The sequence below is a fragment of the Agrobacterium sp. genome (assembly GCF_032092815.1).
GTDB lineage: Bacteria > Pseudomonadota > Alphaproteobacteria > Rhizobiales > Rhizobiaceae > Agrobacterium.
In genome coordinates this window covers 87,791-89,216 of sequence record NZ_DAMDBP010000003.1, presented here as the reverse complement: position 1 = coordinate 89,216, position 1,426 = coordinate 87,791, and the positions used below count along the sequence as shown (strand labels likewise).

At 55.4% G+C, this 1,426-nt stretch carries 4 protein-coding genes; 1 reads left to right on the top strand and 3 read right to left on the bottom strand.

Translation table 11 applies throughout. The annotated features are described in order from the left end of the window. Positions 1 to 123: M24 family metallopeptidase C-terminal domain-containing protein (locus tag RT613_RS02345; protein ID WP_313612791.1), on the top strand; the 123-nt coding region annotated here is incomplete at its 5' end. 11 nt (positions 124 to 134) lie between these two features. Here the strand turns inward: RT613_RS02345 and RT613_RS02340 are convergent. The 3 genes from RT613_RS02340 to RT613_RS02330 all read right to left on the bottom strand — a co-directional run. Further along, positions 135 to 446 (bottom strand): AzlD family protein, encoded by a 312-nt coding sequence (locus tag RT613_RS02340; protein WP_313612656.1) that lies wholly within the window; start codon positions 444 to 446, stop codon positions 135 to 137. Continuing rightward, positions 443 to 1,165, bottom strand: coding sequence for an AzlC family ABC transporter permease (locus RT613_RS02335; RefSeq protein ID WP_313612654.1), 723 nt, complete (start codon positions 1,163 to 1,165; stop codon positions 443 to 445). Before RT613_RS02335 ends, RT613_RS02340 begins: the two co-directional genes overlap by 4 nt. A gap of 74 nt (positions 1,166 to 1,239) precedes the next feature. Next, positions 1,240 to 1,426, bottom strand: a 187-nt coding sequence (locus tag RT613_RS02330; RefSeq protein ID WP_313612652.1) for a hypothetical protein, incomplete at its 5' end; no start/stop codon positions are given.

Here is a 1,426-nt window from a genome sequence, read left to right as displayed (position 1 = left end):
CTGACGGCAGAGGAGCGTGACTGGCTGAATGCCTATCACGCCAATGTTCGGGAAAAAATCTCGCCGCTGTTGAGCGACGAGGCTGTTCTGGCATGGCTTGAGCAGGCCACGGCCGCAGTTTGAGGCGTCAGGCCTTAACCGACAAAATGCCGGGTGGTAACCACAAGTAACCATCCGGCAAACAACATGGTCAGACCGGGAAAACGCAAGCCGACAATCAGAGCGACGATCATACCGGCCTTGACCTCGTAACCGCCATCAAAAAAGGTGGGCGTGACCAGAGTGGTCAAAACCGCGACCGGTACCGCATTCAATCCGGCCTCAACGCGGGGCGGAATGGATTTCATGCGGATCATCAAGAGATAACCGCCAATGCGCGTTATGTAGGTGGCAATTGCACCCGCGATGATAAGCCAGAGCGTATAGGTGTTGAAAAGGTCGCTCACAGGCCTTGCTCCACTACAGTGTCGTCATTGCTGAGGTTGCTGGGTGGTGGTGGCAGGAGCACGGCCACCAGAATGCCGGCCACGGCCCCGAGGCTGACATGCCAGGGTGAGCCGACCACATGGAACGCGACGATGGCGCCTATGCCGCTTGCGAGCATGACGGGATAAAAATTCTGCCGTTTGCGAAAGCCGATGACCATGCCCATGAAATAGATTGGCAACAGCACGTCGAAGCCGAGTGCTTGCGGATCGCCGATCAGCTTGCCGAACATCACGCCAAGCACTGTTGTGGCCAGCCACGGGAAATAGATGGCCAGCGCAAATCCCATGTACCAGGCAAACGATATCTTCTCGCCGTTTTCATCGCGCCGCACGGATTCTGCGAATTGCGGATCAACGAGAAAAAAGAACGCGATCAGCTTTTTGCCAAGCGACCAGTGGATGAGGGGACGCACCATCGCGGCCGAATAGAGGATGTGGCGGAAGTTGACGGCAAAGATCGACAGGATCACAAGCCAGGCTTCAATGTGCTGGCCGAACAGTTCTATGCCCACCAGCTGGCTGGCACCGGCATAGAGAGTTGCGCTCATCACCACCGCTTCGAACATGGTCAGTCCATTGTCCACCGCAACGGCGCCGAACAGCAAACCGAACGGAGCGGCCGACAATGCGATGAGGAAGCCGCCTTTGAGGCCGGTCCTGAAATCTGCTTGTGACATTGATGGTATTCTCCTGCCGTTCTTCCCTGGGTAAATCAACCGGGAGGAAACGGTGCCATGTAATCAGCAGTGCTCTAGAGCGGTGCTGCGGCGGATGCAATGCAATTGCTTTGATCGATAAATCGATTTTTTTGAAGCATTGCCTGTTGTGCGCTGTTTTTGATATCGAAAACCGCAATAGCAATACCGAAAAAGGGGGCAGGATTGAGCGCGATCGAGTTTAACAGGCAGGAAAAAGCCGATCTTGTCAGCCGTATCCGC

What these genes read in the sequence shown, in the direction of transcription:
- RT613_RS02335 (WP_313612654.1), bottom strand. Translation starts at nt 1,165, where the DNA reads ATGTCACAAGCAGATTTCAGGACCGGCCTCAAAGGCGGCTTCCTCATC.